9 protein-coding genes are annotated in these 17,140 nt (G+C 44.8%); 5 read left to right on the top strand and 4 right to left on the bottom strand.

All coding sequences use genetic code 11. From position 1 onward, the window contains the following. Nucleotide 1 precedes the first annotated feature (1 nt). From ABQ275_RS08440 to ABQ275_RS08430, 3 genes are all read right to left on the bottom strand, one after another. The gene (locus ABQ275_RS08440) at nucleotides 2-3,457 is read right to left on the bottom strand and encodes a SusC/RagA family TonB-linked outer membrane protein (protein ID WP_349317846.1); all 3,456 of its coding nucleotides are present in this window, start codon (nucleotides 3,455-3,457) and stop codon (nucleotides 2-4) included. A gap of 208 nt (nucleotides 3,458-3,665) precedes the next feature. Continuing rightward, a complete protein-coding gene (locus ABQ275_RS08435; RefSeq protein WP_349317845.1) occupies nucleotides 3,666-4,823 on the bottom strand; it encodes a FecR domain-containing protein in 1,158 nt (385 codons plus the stop codon). A gap of 164 nt (nucleotides 4,824-4,987) precedes the next feature. Continuing rightward, nucleotides 4,988-5,524, bottom strand: coding sequence for an RNA polymerase sigma-70 factor (locus ABQ275_RS08430; protein WP_349317844.1), 537 nt, complete (start codon nucleotides 5,522-5,524; stop codon nucleotides 4,988-4,990). A 246-nt stretch (nucleotides 5,525-5,770) separates the two neighbouring features. Between ABQ275_RS08430 and ABQ275_RS08425 the strand changes: the two genes are divergently transcribed. The 5 genes from ABQ275_RS08425 (at nucleotide 5,771) to ABQ275_RS08405 (ending at nucleotide 14,771) form a co-directional block, all read left to right on the top strand. Continuing rightward, nucleotides 5,771-6,304, top strand: a complete 534-nt coding sequence (locus ABQ275_RS08425; RefSeq protein WP_349317843.1) for a sigma-70 family RNA polymerase sigma factor — start codon at nucleotides 5,771-5,773, stop codon at nucleotides 6,302-6,304. 69 nt (nucleotides 6,305-6,373) lie between these two features. Then, nucleotides 6,374-7,429 (top strand): FecR domain-containing protein, encoded by a 1,056-nt coding sequence (locus ABQ275_RS08420; protein ID WP_349317842.1) that lies wholly within the window; start codon nucleotides 6,374-6,376, stop codon nucleotides 7,427-7,429. 80 nt (nucleotides 7,430-7,509) lie between these two features. Continuing rightward, nucleotides 7,510-10,623 (top strand): TonB-dependent receptor, encoded by a 3,114-nt coding sequence (locus ABQ275_RS08415; RefSeq protein WP_349317841.1) that lies wholly within the window; start codon nucleotides 7,510-7,512, stop codon nucleotides 10,621-10,623. A gap of 33 nt (nucleotides 10,624-10,656) precedes the next feature. Then, the gene (locus ABQ275_RS08410) at nucleotides 10,657-12,288 is read left to right on the top strand and encodes a RagB/SusD family nutrient uptake outer membrane protein (protein WP_349317840.1); all 1,632 of its coding nucleotides are present in this window, start codon (nucleotides 10,657-10,659) and stop codon (nucleotides 12,286-12,288) included. 26 nt (nucleotides 12,289-12,314) lie between these two features. Further along, entirely contained in the window at nucleotides 12,315-14,771 is a 2,457-nt protein-coding gene (locus ABQ275_RS08405; RefSeq protein WP_349317839.1) for a glycoside hydrolase family 2 TIM barrel-domain containing protein, read from the top strand. A gap of 55 nt (nucleotides 14,772-14,826) precedes the next feature. Here ABQ275_RS08405 and ABQ275_RS08400 read toward each other — a convergent pair whose 3' ends face one another. Continuing rightward, nucleotides 14,827-17,082: a GH92 family glycosyl hydrolase gene (locus ABQ275_RS08400; RefSeq protein WP_349317838.1), complete on the bottom strand. Its 2,256-nt coding sequence runs from the start codon at nucleotides 17,080-17,082 to the stop codon at nucleotides 14,827-14,829. Between the last annotated feature and the right edge of the window lie 58 nt (nucleotides 17,083-17,140).

The following is a 17,140-nucleotide window of genomic DNA, read 5'->3' as shown; positions in this document are numbered from 1 at the left end:
TTTAAAGTGTGGCAGAAAGGGAGAATGAAAAGGTTTTTGAAAACGGATAATCTGTACCCCGCTCTAAGCGGATGGTAGAAAATGTACCGAGTTCGTTCATGTTAACCGCCACCTTAAATTGTTGCATACCGATTCTCCTGGCTGTTTTTTCGCTTAAATAGTAATAAACGTTTACCGCACCGATTTGCAATTCCTCTCTTCGCTGTACAAACCTGGTGGTAGCCCTGGTGATTTCATGTTCCGGGGTGGTAGAGCCGTTTTCATTAGGGCGGTCGAAATTACCAAGCCGTTTGAACTGCACTACCTGGCCGGGATATAACCACCTGCCGGTAAGTACCCTGCGGTCTACGTTGTAGTTCATATCTACATTTTCCACCCGGTTTACCAGTGTATAATTATACAGATCACCACCCCCTAAATAACGGCCGGTAAAGGATGCGCCAATCCGTTTGTATTCAGCACTTACCCCAAAAGTACCCTGGTATGCAGGCAATGAATTTCCTGCTACTATCATATCCGCAGGGTCCCAGGTATAAGTGGTGGAACCATCTTTCTTCAGATAAATTTCATTCCCGGTAGCCGGATCAATGCCAAGAGAAGGCACCGCCCATATAGCATTCATCGACATTCCATCCACATACTTCTTCACAGGTGTTCCGTTAGCACGATCAGCGGCGAGTTTATCCATATTATCGTTATAGGCCTTCATCGCATTCGATAACCTGATAATGCGGTTTTTATTTGTCTCGATACCGAAATTAACACTCACAAAATCACGGCCTTTCTGATACAGGAGGTAGTTGGCATTCAGCTCCACCCCTTCGTTCTTTACCTTACCGAGGTTTTCAACAAGGGTATTAAAACCGGTTGATGTTGGCATGGTAATATTGGTAACCAGGTTTTCAGTAAAGCCCTGGTAGTAATCGAAGCGGAGGTTCAGGCGTTTTATCCTGATATCGGCGCCGACGTTATAATCCAGTTTTGTTTCCCATTGCAATGTATTGTTGGCCAGGTTCGTTAAATATGAACCGGGGAAGCCCTGGTAGAAGGATTCCAGGAAGTAGGCATAGGTAGGTACCGCTGCGTTCATCCGGAAGTTGGGGTTACCGGTAGCACCAACAGAGGCCCGTATTTTAAATTGGTCAAACCAATTGAACGCCTGCATGAATTGTTCGTGATGCAGATTCCAGCCAACACCCAAACTCCAGAAATCACCCCATTTGTTTTCTGATCCAAAGAGTGAACTGGCACTACGGCGGTAAGTAAGATCGGTCATGAACCGGCTATCATACATGTAGGAGAAAGCGCCCAGGAAGCCCATTTCTCTTGACAGTCCGTCAATACCCGTTGGCTTGCTATCCAGCAAGTATGCCCGGGCGAAGAGGATATTGTCCATCTTGTCACTCGAAAAACCTTCTGCCGAATGCATGACTTCCGAATACTTCTTTTCACTGGCATTGAACCCTACGTTTGCGAAGAAAGTATGTCTATCTACATTCTTTGAATAATTCATATTGAAATCACCGGAGAGAAATGTGCTTTTACCATTATTGATTCTGTAAAGCCCTTTGCGTTTTATCATTTCGTCCGTTGAATAGGAATCGAACATGGTATGTGATGCCGGGTAGAATTCATCTGCCCCACTGCTTTTAACATCTACGCCAGCCCTGGCTACCGCTTTCAATCCGGGCAACACGGTCCATTCCAGGTAAAAGTTATCTATGAAATTGAGATAGTCCGTCGTAATATTTGTATTGATGGTGGCATTATACATCGGATTCGTATAGTGCTCACCATTAGGCCCCGTCTCAGAGAGGTATGGGATATTACCGTCCGCATTTTCAGCTCTCCAATAAGGATTCATTTTCACATATTCTTCAAACTTACCGTAGGGCGACTCTTTGGTGGAGTTGCTATTGATGCTCATAATATTCCTGAACAGGAAATTCTTTACGCGATAAGAGCCATTCATATTTGCGGTGATATTCTTACGGCCGGAACCTATCATCGCGCCCTGTACATCGCGGTAAGAAATATCGGCCATCAGGCGGAGATCATTACCACCCAGTTCCACACCAATAGTATGCTTCTGCCCCACTCCATTCCTTAGCGGCTTCGCGATCCAGTCCGTATTCAAACCTTCCATCGCCAGTTTTCTCCGGGATTCGTATAACCGTTGCAGTTGGATATTTTCCGTTGCGGTTCCGGCGATATACATACCATCGATCCTTTCTGCTTCCAGTTTTTCCAATGCGTTGGTAAGGTTATAACTGCTCAGGTCGGGCAATTCTATATCTATACTGGCATTGTAACTTACCAGTGCCTTCCCCAACGTAGTTTTCTTGGTTTCCAATACAATCACACCATTTGCTGCACGGGAACCATAAATGGCCTTTGATGCTGCATCTTTTAAGATGGTAACGCTCTCAATACGGTTCATATCAAGGTCAAAGATCCTTTCCAGAGTAGCTTCAAAACCATCCAGGATAAACAGGGGTTCATTAGGGCTTTTGATATAATTACCTTTTAGAGAAGCTGCTGCACCGGAAAGGTCACCCATTGTAGAGGTGCCGCGCAATTGCATATTGGGCAATGCATTCGGAGAAGAACCCAGTTGGAAATTATCGATAAACATGGCCGGGGCAATATTCCGTAATGACTGGAACACATTGCCATTGCCCGCTTTCTTTAGTTCCTGGTTGGAAATGGTGACTACCGATCCGGTGTAACTATCTTTTCTTCGTGTATAGATCCCCGTGGTAATCACTACTTCATCCAATCTTGCAACAGCAGGTTTCATGCGCACCACATAATCATTTACCGGTGAAATCTCTACCACCACCTGGTCATATCCCAGGATAGAGAAGATCAGTGTAGCGCCTTTTTCGGCAAAGATGCTGAAAACGCCTTTGTCGTTTGAAACAGAGCCGCCCTTTTGTCCTTTCACAAAAATACTCACCCCTATTAATGGTTGTCCGGTAGTGGCATCCATCACTTTACCCTGCATCAGCACCGTGCGCACATTATTACGGACGGTATCCGCACGCGGTTGTTCCACTTTTACGGCAATGCTTTTGTCCGATACTAAAAAGTTGAGGTGCCGGTCCGGGAAATGTTTCTTCAGCACAACGTCTAACGCTTCATTGCGCACATCCATCGTGATGTTCCCTTGTTTCTTCATTAATTCATCATTATAGAAGAATACGTATCCGGTTTGGCGGGTGATTTCATCAAAAACAGCTGTAATCGTTGCGTTCTTCGCGTGAATGGTTACCTTCTGTGCCATGGCATTGACATCCATGAGTAGCGCCAGTAGTAAAACCATTATCAGTTTCACCTTCATCATTAATCGCTTTAAAATGCCTGAACGGGTATACCGTGTAAGGCGGACAGCTTTATCAAGCCTGGTTTTGGTTGATAATGCAGACAATAGTTGGCCCTTTAAAAGTAAAGTCATACTTTTAATTAGTTTGGTTGACAGATCAAAAAATCGGATTCAGGTTTTTACCTCTTCTCAATCATTCCGGCGGTGATGTTCCAAGCATCTCCGCTTTTTTTTTGAGAAAAGGGAACCGTAAGTGGTTCAAACGGCAGTTGTATTTACATGATCAGATGAGGTGTATCCCCCTTTTTCATTGTTGCTGATTTAATTCGTTATAAAATATTTACTTCGTTAGCGGCATTATATGCAATGTTCTGCCCTCCCATTTAAAAGCTACATTGGAAGAATAGGCAATGATCTTTAACAAGTCGTCGATATTATCTGCCCGGTAAAAACTACCTGAAAAAGTAGCGGCTACATCTCCGTCATAGGCCACCTCTATATCGTACCAGCGGGCCACCTGGCGCATCACTGTTTTAATATCTGCTTTACTAAAACTAAATTTATTATTTAACCAGGCCGTTGCCTCATTCATTTCCCCGGCTTCGTAAATGACAATTTTCCCATCGGTAGCACGTGTTTCCTGCCCGGGCAATAACACCACCGGCGCCGCGCTTCCCGGCGTATTGTTGTATACAAGTACTTTTCCTTTCACCAAGGTTGTACGCACAAATGGTTCGTCATCATATGCGTTCAGGTTAAATTCGGTACCGAGCACCTTTATCTCGTGATGGTTGCGGGTAACTACTATAAAAGGTTTTGATGCATCGGGGGCTACCTCGAAATAAGCCTCTCCTTCTACCGTTACGCTCCTTTCATTTGCTTCAAAGCTGGTGGGGAAGCGGATAGACGAAGCCGCATTTAATTTCACCACCGAGCCATCCGGCAGCTGCAACTTGAATTGCTTACCTTTTGTTGTACGCAACGTATTAAAGCTTATCCTGGTTTCGGTTATCTTATCATGATGCTCATATAGCAGCATTCCATTTTTAGCCACTACGTTACTACCGGCCTGTATAACCTGTAACCCTTTATTGACGGCACTATCCAGTTGCACTGTGCTGCCATCTTCCAATGTAAGCGTGGCGCCGTCACTACCAGGCTGGATCAAGGTCTGCCCGGCAACTACTACTGCCGGCTTATGCTCCCGCGTTGTAAAATACCACAACACAGCGCCTGCCAGCACTATTACCATAGCTGCATACCGCAGCATTTTCATCATCACGATACGGCCACGAACCGGTGCTGCCGACATTACTTTTTCTTCTCCCGCCATCACCTTTTCCAATATCAGCTGCAACCTGCCGGCTTGATCACTTTCATCCAATCCTTCCTCCTGCTGGAAACTAGCCAGATAATTCTCTAATAGCTGCTGTTCAGCAGCAGATGCTTCCCCTGCGAGATATTTATCTATTAAATGTAGAAATGCCTGTTTTTCCACTCATGATAATTAAAGTAGTCGATTAATCCATCCATGCTTCACCATGATATAGAGCTGCGTTAGGGTCGTATCCCCCAAACATCTTTCATATATTTTAATTAATAATGTTATTTTAAACGGGTTAGCTGTATTTCCCTGGCAGCAATATGTTGATGAATGGTGATTTATACCGGCAGGAGATGGAGAAAAACAACCAACACGTATCCCATGCCCTTGCGGAGTTTACGCAATGCAATGGTGAGCTGGTTCTCCACCGTTTTTTCTGTGATGCCTAACCTGGCTGAAATTTCTTTGTTGGAAAGATGTTGCTCTCTGCTCAACCGGTATATCTCCCTGCATTTATCTGGCAGACCAGCAGCAAGTAAGGATATGCGTATACCTAGTTCTTTGTTGTGTAGCAGGTTTTCGGGGTCCGGAGCATAAGTGACCCTGTATTCGAGTTGGTTAAATAAGTGGGATTCCTTTTCCCGCTTGCGGATAACTTTTAATAACAGGTTACGGTTGGCCGCATAAATATATGCGCGCAAAGAAGTATGAATATGTAACTGTTCCCGTGATTTCCATAATCCTGCAAATAATTCCTGCACAATATCTTCCGCCGCGGTACTGTCTTTTAATACTTTACCTGCGTATTGAAAAAGTTCTGCTGCATATTTATGATAAATCTCCGCAAACGCAGCCTGGTCTCCCTTACGGACCATCTCAACTAATAGCCGCTCCTCATATGCTGGCACATCCCCGAACAAAGTTGTCTTGATTAAGTTAAAAACAAATGTAATAATTAACCGCAGAATTTTAGCAATCAGCATTCATGGATAACAGGTAAAATGGATAAACGGTAAAAGAGCCGGAAGATCCGAGAGCTGATTTTTCTGTACCATGCGGTAAAAATTTATATATTTATATAATCTTTCCCCTTTACCTGATTTAATAAACTGATTGTTACATTGAATACAGTTATTGCTATACGTCAGGGTGATCGTGTCATCTTTGAAACTGTTTTCCAGGAGTACTACGAAAAATTGTACCTCTATGTACTTCATAAAACCAACTCCCGCTATATAGCTGAAGAGTGCACCCAGCTTACGTTTATCAAACTATGGCAATACCGTGCCTCTTTATCGGAAGAACTTTCCATCTCCATCCAGCTTTTCCGTATTGCAAGAACCACCATGATAGATCAGCTAAGAAAGAAGACTACCGTGGCTTTACCCATATATGATATTTCTGCCGGTGATGAAATATGGGGCGGACTTCATGAAAAGGAATTGAACAGTCAGCTGGTGCAGGTATTGCAGAAAATGCCACCGGTGAGGAAAAAAGTTTTTGAGATGAGTCGTTTTAAAGGGATGAGCGCCAGGGAGATTGCAGCAGAATTGTCCATTTCCGTAAAAGCGGTGGAGTACCATATCACACAGGCGATTAAGTACCTGAGAAATCATATTGCCCTGCTGCCCCTGTGGATCTGTCTCTATTTTTAAATTTTTTTTTATCGGACTTAGGGTATCAGCCTTTTCAAACGTATTACTAATCAAACACCCATTCTCACAATGATAACAAGGGAATTGATAACGCTTTTTTTGCAGAATGCGTGTACAGAGGAGGAGAAAACGCTTGTTATTAAACATTTTGAAGCACATCCGGAAGAGTTGGAAAAATATCTGCCGGAAGAAGAGTGGATAAATTTTAAAAGCACGGATAACATCCCTGCGGCTGCTGCGGACCGTATTACCAGCATCGTGTTAAAGAAGCGTGGGAAAATAGTAGGAATCAACGTTTTCCGGCGGATAGCCGCTGCCGTTATAATTGCCGGTACAATCGGTGCGGGCTGGTATTTCCTGGGACGGAACAATACTATAAATGATCCTGTTGCAGAAAGTACAGCACCGCGCGACGCTGAAGAGCAGTATATTTTATCTTCCAATAATACAAATTCGGTGCAACTTGTGGCATTAGCAGACGGGTCTACGGTAGAACTGTCACCACAAAGCACTATCAGGTATAAAAAAGCATTTATTCAGGCAGCAGAAAGAGACGTATATCTTTCCGGGGAAGCATTGTTCAAGGTATCAAAGGATAAAGCCAGACCGTTTATTGTTCATAGTGATAACATTACTACCACCGCGTTAGGAACCTCTTTTACCATCAGTTGCAGGCAGGCCGAAAATACGATACGTGTTCAGTTGCATACCGGGAAAGTGATGGTCAACACATCGGCGCTGCAACAGGACAAAAAAACAAGTTCCTTTTACCTGAATCCCGGAGAAGAATTACTGTATGACAGAACCGTTATGACAGCCAGTATCAACAGGATGAAAGGTGTGCACAGTATAGGCCGTGCGGTAGCATCTTCCGGCAATAGCGGCACGAAACAACCGGACTGGTATATGTTTAACGGCATGTCCATCAGCCAGGTATTTGACCAGTTGAGTGATTATTATAACGTAGAGATCTATTATGTGCCTGCCGAACTAAAGAACAGGTACTTCACAGGTAAGTTAAATAAGAACGATTCGCTAAATAAGATAATTAATGACATCGCTTTATTAAATCAATTGTCGGTCAGCAACCAATCCGGCAGATATATCATCAAAAAGATCCACTGATCCATTCCACATTGCGCCTTATGGTCGAAGCATTGCTCAGGCAATGATGGCGATTCTTTGCGCTAAAAAAAACAAATCAAATGAAAATTGCTACACTGCCTGGCAGGAAGATCCTTTCCTGCTTACTCTTGCTATCACTTTTCCTCCCGCTATCGGTACTTGCCCAGGAGAACCGGGCAGAAATTACCGGGATTGTCAGGAACAACCTGGATGAAGCTATGCCCAATGTTACGGTGATCATAGAAAACGAAAAAAGTGATTTTTCTGCCGGTTCACAAACAGACAGCATGGGCGTATTCCGCTTCTCCGGATTAGCCGCCGGAAAGAATTATATATTGAAGTTTTCCAGTGTAGGATATGATCCCCAACAATTGCCGGGTATTACCTTAAAGCCCAACGACACCTATTCCGTTGTCATTAAGATGACGCCTACGAACAGGATGCTTTCCGGTATTGTGGTGATAGGTTATGGTACACAAAAGAAAGGGAATGTAACGGCCGCTATTTCTTCCGTCAACTTCACCGAGTTATCGCAATCACCCAGCCCCAACGTCAGCAACATGCTGGCGGGAAGAGTAAGCGGTGTTACCGCCATCCAGCCCCAGGGCACACCGGGAAACGATCAAACTATGATCTATGTGCGCGGTGTTGCTACTACCGGCAATACCAATCCGCTGTATGTGATTGATGGTGTTCCCAGAAGTGCGACAGATTTTAACCGCTTGTCTGCTTCCGAAATAGAAAGCATTTCTGTACTGAAAGATGCTTCCGCAGCGGCCGTATACGGCGCCAGGGGCGCAAACGGTGTAATTGTGATCACCACCAAACGTGGTAAGGAAGGCAAACTATCCTTAAGTTATGCTTTCAATTACGGCATTCAAAAAGCGACACGTCTGCCTGAATATGTAGATGCAGCAGAATATGCTACCCTGTATAATACGGCGCTGGTAAATGAAGGCAGACCCAAACTATATACAGATGAAGCCATTCAGAAATACCGTGATGGCTCTGATCCGATATTCTATCCCAACACTGACTGGCTTAGTGTGCTGAGAGGTTCTGCGCCTACGCAGCAACACAACCTCACGGTTACAGGTGGAACAGATAAAGCGAATTACTACGTTTCCTTTAATTACCTGAACCAGGAAAACCTGTTGAACAGCGGCGGCAATTCCAACTTCGGTTTCAAGCGATATAACTTCAGATCCAATGTAGACATTAAAGCGACCAATACCACCCGCATAGGATTCGATATTTCCGGGTACATGGGAAAAGCCAGTAACCCTGGTCAGGACTATAGTTATATTTTTGAAAACATCAATCGCGCGGCTTCCGTTTATGCAGGAAAATATCCCAACGGTCTTTGGGGCCCTGCGGCTAATAACAGGAATGGATGGGCAGCTGCTTACGAAAGCGGGTACCAGAACGATGAAACAGATGGATTGCTTACCCGTCTGCAAATTTCCCAGGATATTCCTTTCGTGAAAGGGCTTTCCTTAAAAGGAATAGCAGCTTACGATAATAAACCTACACATACCAAAACCTGGTTATTACCGGTGGAAACATTTGTTGCCGTACAGGATAATAATGATATCCGGTATGACCAACTAACGGGCATGGATAAACCGTCACTGCTCGAATACAGGGGAACAGGTCAGAATACTTTACTGGAATTGCATGGTATCTATAACAGGGATTTCGGTCGTCATGGCATTAATGCGTTGTTGCTTTATTCACAGCAGGCCGAATGGTTTAATGACTTGTCCGTTACCCGTAAAGATTACCTGTCAGACCAGTTACAAATCATCAATGCAGGTGGAACCGTAAACCAGACTACCACCGGTGACGCTACCCAATACCGTCGGCAAAGTCTGGTAGGAAGACTTAGTTACCAGTATGACCAGCGATACCTGATGGAGTTCAGTTTCCGCCGCGATGGGTCAACACTATTTGCGGAAGGAAAACGATTCGGCTTCTTCCCCGCTGTTTCTGCGGGATGGGTCGTATCTAATGAAGCATTCCTGCAAGACATCCGTGCTATCAATTACCTGAAGCTCAGGGCATCTTACGGTGAGCTGGGGAACGATCAGATCGGCTCTTATCAATACCTGTCTTTCTATGGTTTCGGACCTGGTGTGGCAATGGGTACCGCAGGTAGTTTTCAAAACAATATTCTGCTGAGCAGACTGGCCAACCCGGATGTAACCTGGGAAACCGCCAAGAAAACGAATATCGGTTTTGAAGCCACTGTTTTAAATGATATATCTATTGAAGCTGATTATTTTATAGAGAAGAGAAGAAACATCCTCGGACAAAGAAGCGCCACTATCCCCGCTACCATGGGCACACCGGCCAATGTTCTTCCCTATGAAAATTTTCAGCAGGTTGATAATAAAGGATTCGAAATTGTACTGGGTTATAATAAACGGTTCAACAGTAAGCTGAATATTCAAAGCAGGTTTAGCATTACACATGCAAAGAATACGGTGATGGATATTGGCGAACCAGCATCGAAGGAACAACGCATTATGCAAGCCGGCAGACCACTCAACCCGGTATATGGGTATAAGGCAAATGGTTATTTCCAATCACCAGACGAAATTACCAAAGCATACGGCAACAATTATCCGTTTGTTAAACCCGGTGATATCAGATACGAAGACCTTAATGGCGATGGATTTATCAACGGAGATGACGTTACTTATATCGGCAGTAATAACCTGCCAATAAATATCTTTGGCTGGCAAACAACCGTCAACTTTGGCAACTTTGAAGCAGCTATGTTCTGGCAGGCAGGAACTGGTAACCAGCAGTATTTTAATAACTGGATGGCCAAACCTTTTAATGGCGCCGGTAATGCGCTGAAAGTACACGAAGACTACTGGACGCCGGAAAACACCAATGCCGCCTATCCGCGGATACTCACCAGTTCATCCTGGAACTATGATAATGTGTCCAGCTTCTGGCTATATGACATGAGTTATCTCCGGCTCAAAAATCTGCAGATTGCCTATAACGTTTCCAATTCCATCGCATCCCGTATCAGGGCCAGACAAATCAGGGTATATGTGAATGGCGCTAACCTGCTCACCTTCTCCAAATTCAAAGAAGTGGATCCGGAAAACACCAATAACATGGGGCATTACTATCCGCAGCAAATTATTTTCAACGGAGGCGTACAGGTTACTTTCTAATGCATGTATTACCTGAATTTAAAACTACCAGCAATGAACTATAAATATTTCAGCATACTCACCATTTTAATAGCCGGCACATTCATGCAGGGCTGCGAAAAATCAAAATTCCTGGATACTGCGCCGCTCAATGCCATCACGGCAGCATCCGTATTTTCCAAACCGGAACTGGCAAAAGCCAACCTGCTAACTATCTACGGATTACTCCCACAATACCTGGGTCGTGGCGGTGGTGTTATCTTTGACATGAATACACGGGATGCCGCGCATTCCTTTGGTGGATTGCTTTTCACCAATTTGCGCGGAAACAACTATAATGCAGGTGCCGGAAGTATGGAATATAACCTGGGAGGTCAGTGGGCGATGAATTATGAAAAAATCCGGCAGGCTAACACCTTCCTCGAAGGTGTGGAAGGCAGCTCTTTTGATGAACCGGTGAAAAAAGGTTACCGTGGTGAAGGCAGGTTTCTCAGAGCTGTATTTTATCTTGAATTATACAGTTTCTACAGGGGTGTTCCCATTATTACTGCTCCGCAATCCCTCCAGGATTCCGCTGCCTACAAAGTAAAACGTAATACCGCCGCAGAAACCATTCAATTCATTATTAATGAATTTGAAGAAGCATCCGCAGAACTTCCTCTTGAATGGAAAGGTGAAGATAAAGGAAGAGCAGAAAAGGGTGCATCTCTTGCAATGGAAGTAAGAGCCTTAATGTACAAGGCTTCGCTCAGCAATGACCAGGCAGCTTACGAACAAGCCGCAAAGGTGGCACAGCGGGTGCTGGATCTCAACACCTATTCACTCCATCCTGATTATGGAAAAATGTTCTTTGATAAATCAGATAATAACCGCGAGTTTATTGTTTCCTATAACACAGAACCACGTCAGATAAATGGAGCGCCGGATTGGGTACTGGTAAATGCACCAGAAAGCGGTGGCGCCTGGGGAGGTGGTATGCCCTCACAAAACCTGGTTGACCAGTTTGAAATGACCGATGGAAAACTTCCATCAGAATCCCCCCTTTACAATCCACAGGACCCTTATAAAAACCGTGATCCCCGCTTTGATGCCTCCATATACCACCAGGGATCTACTTTTAAAGGTATTCCACTACAATTTTATGTTGGCGGAAAAGATTATATCGTGGGCGGCAATCAATCTACCGGTTACTATATTAAAAAGGCAATCGATGAAACCATTACCAACTACTACGAGTACGGCATTACTTCCCAACATTTCCTACAACCTATTCTGCGATATGCTGATCTGTTGCTGATGTATGCCGAAGCATTGAATGAAAGCGGTAAACCAGACGATGCCGCCATTTATGTAAACCAGGTAAGGGCCCGTCCGGGTGTGAATATGCCCCCGTTGGTAACCGGACTTAATAAAATACAAATGCGCGAAAAAATTCGTCACGAACGCCAGATAGAATTGAATTTTGAAGAGATGCGCTACCATGATGTACGCCGGTGGAATATTGCCAAAGAAGTATGTGAGGGGCCGTTATATGGCGTCAAGATCACCAAAAATGGAGATGGTTCGCTCACCTATGGTACACAGTTAATTGAAACCCGGACTTTTGAACAGAAATACACCCTGTTACCAATACCACAGGAAGAGATAGATAAGAATCCTTATATTGAACAAAATACTGGTTTCTGACCTATTCCTTAAAATTTGATCGATTTATGAAACGTATCGCCAGGCATTATTATATTACTACGCTTTTATGTTTTTTTTTCATCCCCGTAATAGCGCAATCCGTTTCATCAGGGAGCCGTCCATTCAACAGTGAATGGCGGTTTTTTCTGGGAGACGCTACAGGCGCAGAAAAGCCGGGATTTGATGACCGTAACTGGCGTAGTCTTGATATACCACACGACTGGAGCATTGAGGATTTGCCCAATCAGTCCGATCACAATGTGATAGGCCCCTTTTACCGTAAAAGCGTGGGCGCCACTTCAACGGGTTATACGGTAGGTGGGCACGGCTGGTACAGGAAAAAATTTGTGCTGCCGGAAGCAGACCACGGCAAATTAGTATCCGTTCTCTTCGACGGTATCTATATGCAAAGTGATCTCTGGATCAATGGTCATTATCTCGGTCATCACGCTTATGGCTATACGCCGATACATTATGACCTGTCTCCTTACCTGAACCCTGCCGGTCAGCCCAACATATTAGCGGTACAAGTAAAGAACGAAGGACGTAACAGCAGGTGGTACACCGGCTCAGGTATTTATCGTAATGCCTGGTTAAACGTAACAGATCCCGTACATATACCACAGTGGGGCGTATTCGTTACTACACCGAAGGTAACCGAAAAAGAAGCAGTGGTCAGCATTACCGCTTCCGTTACCAACACGCTGCAACAGGCTGTTGCCAGCACAATGCTGATCACGATTGTTGATGCGAATGGTAAGCAGGTAGCTAAAGTGCGTGCTGGCTCAAATATAAAATCTAACGAAACAGTAGCCATTCAACGGGCAATACGCATTCCCAAACCAAAACTGTGGTCACCGGATAGTCCTACGCAGTACAGTGCGATAGTGTCCTTATACCGCAACGAAAAGTTAACCGGGCAAACAACCACCAGGTTCGGCATACGCTCCATCCATTTTGATGCCGCACAAGGTTTCTTATTGAATGGAAAACGATTATTGCTGAAAGGTGGTTCTGTTCACCATGACAACGGCATCATTGGCTCAGCCGCCATCAACAGGGCCGAAATAAGAAAAGCGCAACTGCTGAAGTCCAATGGATTCAATGCCGTGCGTACCAGTCACAATCCGCCTTCGGAAGCATTCCTGGATGCATGTGACAGCATAGGACTGCTGGTCATTGACGAGGCATTTGATATGTGGCAAAGACAAAAAAATGCACAGGACTATCATCTCTACTTCAATGATTACTGGCAAAAAGATCTCCGGTCTATCATCTTACGTGATCGTAATCATCCTTCTGTTTTACTATGGAGCATAGGTAATGAAATCAATGAAAGAGCTGATCCCACCGGACTGGCGCTGACAAAACAACTGCGTGATGAAGTCAGAAAACTGGATACCACCCGTCCTGTAACAGCTGGCATCTGCGATTTCAGCGATTTCCCCAAAGGACAAAAGCATTGGGATGAAACAGCGCCCGCCTTCGAAATACTGGATGTTGCCGGCTATAATTACCAATTAGCCACGTATGTAAGCGATCATGATAAATATCCCTCCCGCGTAATCGTAGGCACAGAATCATTCCCGGTGCAACGGTTTGAAAACTGGCAGGCAGTGGAGAAATACCCCTGGATCACAGGTGATTTTGTATGGACAGCGATGGATTATATAGGCGAAACCGCTATCGGTCATACCGTAATGGACAATGAAAAAGATGGTGGCGCATTAGAGTGGCCCTGGTTCAACGGCAATTGCGGAGACATTGACCTCATTGGCGGAAAGAAACCACAGGCTTATTACAGGGATGTGATATGGAACCGAAGCAAAATAGCCATGGCAGTACATGCCCCTATTCCCAAAGGGCTTACTGAAGTAGTGAGTAAATGGGGCTGGCCAGATGAAAGACAAAGCTGGACCTGGCCAGGACAGGAAGGCGCACCGATGGATGTAACCGTTTATTCGCGTTATCCTACAGTGAGATTAGAGCTGAATGGAAACATCATTGCAGAAAAATCCTGTTCTCCTGAAACCAGTCTCACAGCTCGTTTTAAAGTACCCTACCAACCGGGCGTATTAAAAGTTACCGGTATTGAAAATGGGATTAGAAAAGATTCCAGCATACTGCAAACTTCCGGAAAGCCAAGCCGGATAAGATTAACTGCAGACCGGCAGATCATCCAGGCGGACCGTAATGACCTGGCCTATATCCGGGCAGACATCGTAGATGAAAATGGGGTGATCATCACGGAGCCGGTAACGCTTCACTTCACCGTGGAAGGTGATGCGGAACTGATGGCCACCGGCAACGCCGATCCTAAGGATATGCGGAGCTTTACCCAGCCTACCTGCACTACTTACCGCGGGAGCTGCCTGATTATTCTGCGGCCTAAAGGCAAAACAGGCACCGCAAAACTAAAGGTGGTTGCGGAAAATATTCCGGATAGTGAAATCAGGATAGAGCTGGCGGAAAATGCACAATAGGATGCTAACAAAGTCAGCATCCTGTTATAATTATTTTACGGATATCAATATCATTCTATTGAACACCCCAGTGCTTGTTAGGCTTAGGTCCCATGAACAATTCAAGGGTTCCTCCGTCTAACAATTGCTGATGGGTGAACGTTGGTTTATTTAAAGGTTGACCGTTGAACCTGGCAGATTGAATATATTTATTTACCACAGAACAGTTATGTGCGTTGATGGTAAATATTTTTTTATCAGGCAGTGTTATACTTATTTTTTCAAACACCGGGCTACCAATAGTATACTCCGGAATACCCGGTGTGATTGGATAAAAGCCCATAGAAGAAAAGACAACAAAAGCAGACATCCCACCACCATCTTCATCACCGGGAATACCGAAGATATTATCCTTGAACCAGCTATCCAGCAGGAAACGGATGCGCTCCTGTGTTTTCCAGGGAGCATTGGTATAGTTGTACAGGTATGGAATATGAAAACTGGGTTCGTTACCCATGGAATACTGACCTACCAGGCCGGTAGCATCCGGGAATTTATTCCAGAACTCATAGCGCGACATCCCCAGCGGTTCGCGGAACAACTGATCCAACCTGTTTTCAAAGGATTGCTTTCCGCCCATTAAACTGATCAGACCGGGAATATCCTGCTGTACCTGCCAGAGGTATGTCCAGCCGTTGTTTTCATCATAGTAATCACGTCCTCCTGTGCCCCCATCAAATTTCACATTGATGTCAATCCAGTTGCCCTTATCATCTTTAGGCAGGAAGAATTGTTTATCTGCGTTCCAGAGATTTTTGTAGTTCTGTCCTCTTGGTGCAAACAAACGCTGGTCATCTTTCTTATGCAGATCACCAGCTAATTCAGCCAGTGCCCAATCGTCATAACTGCCGCCCAGTGTCACTGCCACGGCCTGTCTCTTTTCAAAAGGATGTACGGCTGCTACTGTTTCCTTCTCCCCTATATGTAATGCAGGAAAATATCCTTTATCGTGATAGATATCATCCAGTATTGTTTTGTTGCCATTGCGCCAGGGCAGCATAGTAGCGGCGGTCGCATTTTTGCGCATGCCCTCGTAGGCTTTTTCTATATTAAAGTTTTTTAGTCCTTTTCTCCATGCATCCAGCATGACTATAGAAGAATGAAAACCATTCATACATGCATGATCACCGAACAATACCGGGAAAGTAGGCAGCCAGCCGCTTTGCTCGTACATGTGTACGTAGGATTCCAACATATCCTCTTCCCTGGCAGGGTTCAGGATCATTCTCAGCGGATGCAGGGCCAGGTAAGTATCCCACGACCAGTCATCTACATAAAACGGACGGTTATCTTTATGGATCTGTTTATCAAAACCGCTGTAATACTGTCCGTCTTCCGTGATGTCTATCGCTCTTTCATAACAGCGATACAAGGCCGTATAAAAAGAACGTAACTGTGCTGGTGTACCACCTTTCACATTGATCTGCGACATGACACCGGTCCACGCTTTTTTACCGCTGGCAACTACTGCTTCAAAATTCTTTTTGCTGATCTCTTCTTCATAATTTTTCTTCGCCTGTGCTGCACTGATATAACTGATCGCGTATTTAAACGTTACTTCCCTGGTAGCAGCCGGAAAACTGATACAGGCTTTGATACCTTTACCAGCAATGCTTTTTTTGCTACTCAGCTGATCATCTTCCAGCACGCCGGGTATACCTGCCTGGCTGAACATCCCATACATATATACCTTTATATCGCCGTTATAGGTTTCCATACCGGCTATGGCATTACCTGGCAGAAAATTGTATTCGGCGGCGCCATCGTTATATACATCAAATAACAACGATTTATTTTCTCCTTCGGGAAAGCGGAAACGATAATAACCTGCTTTCTTGCCAGCTGTAAATTCTACATTAATTTCTTCATTCAGTAACCAGGTGGAATAATACCATGGCTTGTTCACTTCCAGGTTATGATCATAGGCCATCCTGGATTGCCAGGCTGTTTTACCGGGCGCCTCTATAGATGGTTTGATGGAAAACACCTGTCCGAGCCGGTGTGATACGATCGTCAGCGGGAAACTGGAAATCTGGTCATCCATGAAATCCTGTCGCTGCGGTGTAAAACGGATCAGCTGATTGGGTAGCTGTACAGTAGGTCTTGTAGGCTCCAGCAGGTGCCCTACATTTCCAATGGTAGGGTCAATCAGGTCAATGTTCTGCCTGTTGCCGGGAATGGTATCGCCGGCCAGTACTTTCATCGTACCGCATAAGAATAAGAAAGGTGTCAGCAGCAAAGGGCCGCACAGTTTCCACGTTATTTTTTTCATTCACTATTGTTTATATCCCGAAAGAATATGCGTGTGATGAGGAACAAAATAGTTTAAC

Source organism: Chitinophaga sp. MM2321 (assembly GCF_964033635.1).
GTDB lineage: Bacteria > Bacteroidota > Bacteroidia > Chitinophagales > Chitinophagaceae > Chitinophaga.
This window is presented reverse-complemented; position numbering and strand designations above follow the sequence as displayed.

Bases quoted from the DNA above. Each gene is read 5' to 3' on its own strand.
- ABQ275_RS08440 (WP_349317846.1), bottom strand. From the start codon at position 3,457: ATGACTTTACTTTTAAAGGGCCAACTATTGTCTGCATTATCAACCAAA.
- ABQ275_RS08430 (WP_349317844.1), bottom strand. From the start codon at position 5,524: ATGGTCCGTAAGGGAGACCAGGCTGCGTTTGCGGAGATTTATCATAAA.
- ABQ275_RS08420 (WP_349317842.1), top strand. From the start codon at position 6,374: ATGATAACAAGGGAATTGATAACGCTTTTTTTGCAGAATGCGTGTACA.
- ABQ275_RS08415 (WP_349317841.1), top strand. From the start codon at position 7,510: ATGAAAATTGCTACACTGCCTGGCAGGAAGATCCTTTCCTGCTTACTC.
- ABQ275_RS08410 (WP_349317840.1), top strand. From the start codon at position 10,657: ATGAACTATAAATATTTCAGCATACTCACCATTTTAATAGCCGGCACA.
- ABQ275_RS08405 (WP_349317839.1), top strand. From the start codon at position 12,315: ATGAAACGTATCGCCAGGCATTATTATATTACTACGCTTTTATGTTTT.
- ABQ275_RS08400 (WP_349317838.1), bottom strand. From the start codon at position 17,082: ATGAAAAAAATAACGTGGAAACTGTGCGGCCCTTTGCTGCTGACACCT.